The 2,828-nt window shown below is 73.0% G+C and carries 3 protein-coding genes; 1 reads left to right on the top strand and 2 read right to left on the bottom strand.

Annotated elements, in window-relative coordinates; all coding sequences use genetic code 11:
- Positions 1 to 243: 243 nt before the first annotated feature.
- Together HO151_RS06665 and HO151_RS06660 are read right to left on the bottom strand one after the other, a co-directional pair.
- Positions 244 to 1,515: a cation:proton antiporter gene (locus tag HO151_RS06665; RefSeq protein WP_173895161.1), complete on the bottom strand. Its 1,272-nt coding sequence runs from the start codon at positions 1,513 to 1,515 to the stop codon at positions 244 to 246.
- A 240-nt stretch (positions 1,516 to 1,755) separates the two neighbouring features.
- Positions 1,756 to 2,358 (bottom strand): TetR/AcrR family transcriptional regulator, encoded by a 603-nt coding sequence (locus tag HO151_RS06660; protein WP_173895160.1) that lies wholly within the window; start codon positions 2,356 to 2,358, stop codon positions 1,756 to 1,758.
- A gap of 104 nt (positions 2,359 to 2,462) precedes the next feature.
- Between HO151_RS06660 and HO151_RS06655 the strand changes: the two genes are divergently transcribed.
- A partial coding sequence (locus HO151_RS06655) for a TetR/AcrR family transcriptional regulator (protein WP_173895159.1) occupies positions 2,463 to 2,828 on the top strand: 366 nt, incomplete at its 3' end.

The raw sequence follows: 2,828 nt of genomic DNA, 5'->3' as shown, positions 1-2,828 counted from the left end.
CTCGGCCCGCGCACCGTGGCGCCGCACCGCGCCCGTTACCGCGCTCGGCGCCGAGCCCGGCGCCGAGCCCGGTGCGGAGCCCTTCTCCGTGGACGAACGCGCCGCCCTGGAAGAGGCCGAGAAGCACGTCCACCGGTACTGGAAGCGGCTGCACGACCAGCTTCCCCCCGGCAAGTAGGGCCGACCACACGGTCGAGTCGCTTCCTGCCGGCGGGGGCGGACCCGGAGGGCCCGCCCCTTCCCTCAAGCGCTCTCCTGTTGCGGGGACGAGTCCGTCCGCAGCCTGTCGAGGCGGGACACCACAGGTCCTGCCGTGACGCCGTGCAGGACGACCGAGACCAGTACGGTGAAGGTCACCACCGCCCACAACTCCCGCTCCGGCACCGGGAAGTCGTGCTGGCCCAGTCCGTACGCCAGGTAGTACAGCGAACCGATGCCGCGGATGCCGTACCCCGCGACCACCCACCGCTCCCTGTTCCCCAGCCGGCTGCCCAGCAGCCCGGCCCACCCGGATAGCGGCCTGATCACCAGGAGCACCGCCAGGGCCGTGACGGCGCCCTGCCAGGTCAGGGCGGCGAGGCCGCCCAGCGCGATGAAGGCGCCCAGCAGGAACAGCACCGTCGCGGTGAACAGGCGCTCTATCTGCTCCACGAAGTCGTGCAGGATGTTGTGGAAGCCGTGGGCGCGCTCGGCCGCCCGGATCGTGCAGGCGGTGGTGAACACGGCGAGGAAGCCGTAGCCGCCCACCACCTCGGTCAGCCCGTACGACAGGAAGGTGGCGCCCAGGGCGACGAAGCCCTCCCGGTGTTCGGACAGGCGCAGCTCCGGCGAGCGGGGCCGGAAGAACAGCCAGCCCAGCAGCCGTCCGGCCAGCAGCCCGCCCAGCACGCCGACGACGCACTTGAAGGCGACGTCCTCCACCACCCAGGTGCCGACCCAGTCCGTGGACCAGCCGCTGCCCGCGGCGGCGGCCAGTGCCACCGCCGCGTACGTCAGGGGAAAGGCGAGCCCGTCGTTGAGCCCCGCCTCGCTGGTGAGGGCGAAGCGCACCTCGTCCTCGTCGTCCTCGTCCTCGGTGGGCTCGCCCACCCGCACCTCCGAGGCGAGCACCGGATCGGTCGGGGCCAGTACGGCGGCCAGCAGCAGGGCGGCGGCCGGCGGCCAGTCCAGCAGCCACCACGCGACGAGGGCGGTGACCACGACGGTCAGCGGCATCGTCACGCCCAGCAGCCGCCAGGTCGTGCCCCAGCGCCGTCGGCCGACCGGCCGGTTGAGTGCCAGTCCGGCCCCCATCAGCGCGATGAGCACACCGATCTCGGTGATGTGCTCCGTCAGCAGCCGGTCGTCCACCGGATCGACCTCGGGCAGCGGCAGGGGCAGCAGGTACACGGCGATGCCGCCCACCAGGAACACCAGGGGCAGCGAGAGCGGCCGTCCGGCCACCAGGCGCGGCAGCACCGCCGCGCCGAGCGCGCCCACCCCTATACATGCGAACAGTCCATCGGCCATCGTCACTGCGCTGTGCCCGTCCTTCCACCACGCCACCGAGCGGTTCCGCACGCGCCGCGCGGAACCGGGGCCCGGCACCGCCGTACGGTCACCTGTCCGCAGGTGGCGGCAGCGATCTTGCCCCCGGCCCGCGTACCCCTCAGCAGTCGGACAATGCGATGCCGACATCACACACATCGGGTGGCATGAGCCCATGAATGGGGCGGTGAACGGTCCGGGGACCCAGCAGTTCGCCGGCACGGCGGCTCAGGCGGGCGTCAGCGCCCGGCGCCAGTGTCCGGTGACGTGGGTCCGCAGCAGCTCCGTGTCGACGCGTCCGGGATCGACCAGCCGCTGCACGCCGATGCCGCGGAGCTGTGCGACGACCGCGACCGCGGTCGGACCGGGTGCCACGTCGGCACGGATCGTGCCCCCGGCGATGCCGGCGGCGAGATCCTCCTCCAGGTCCGCGAGGAACGCCTCGTCGCGCTCGCGGAAGACGGGGGCCAGGTCCGGCACGGACGCGGACTCGGTCCACAGTCTGAGGAAGACCCTGTTCAGCACGCCCATGCGGCCGAGTTCCCCGATGTAGCCGTCGATCAGCCGCAGCAGCCGGTCGAGGCCGGGCGGCACGCCCTCCAGACCGGGGACGAATCCGGCCTGGGCCGAGCGCGCCAGGTGTTCGACGAGCGCCTGCTTCGACCCGAAGTAGTGGGTCACGATCCCGCGGCTGTAACCGGCCCGCTCACCCACGCGCGCCAGCGTCAGCGCTCCCACCCCCTGTTCGTCGACCAGTTCGGCGGCGGCGTGCAGCAGCGCGGTCTCGGCCTCTTCACGGCGCTGCTTCTGGGTGCGGCGGGCGGTGGTCATGGCACGGACCCTACAACAAACTTGTCACCCGGCCAACAAGTGGATAAGAATGGCGGCGGCGTGCACGCGGCAGGCATGCCGTGGACCGGAACGGAAGGCGCCCAATGATCCGACCCCCTCGGCGCGCCCCGCGCTCGGACGCCCGGGAGAACCGCGCCCGCATCGTCGGGACCGCGCGCGCGGTCTTCGCCGACGACCCCTCCGCGACCCTTCAGGCGGTCGCGAAGGCGGCCTGCGTCGGTCAGGGCACGATGTACCGCCACTTCCCCCACCGCGAGGCCCTGCTGCTGGCCGTCTACCGGGACGAGCTGGAGGTGCTCGTCGCCGCCGCGCCGCGCCTGCTGGACGCGTACGGCCCCCTGGAGGCGCTCCGCCGCTGGCTCGAGCGCCTGACCGCAGACGGTCACGACGGTCACGGCGGTGGCGCGGTGTCCCTGGCCGTGGACGCCGCCACGCGTGCGGGGCGGCAC

Source organism: Streptomyces sp. 8P21H-1 (assembly GCF_013302945.1).
The sequence above is the reverse complement of the archived record's forward strand: the minus strand, read 5'-3'. Positions and strand labels throughout refer to the sequence as shown.

What these genes read in the sequence shown, in the direction of transcription:
- HO151_RS06660 (WP_173895160.1), bottom strand. Translation starts at nt 2,358, where the DNA reads ATGACCACCGCCCGCCGCACCCAGAAGCAGCGCCGTGAAGAGGCCGAG.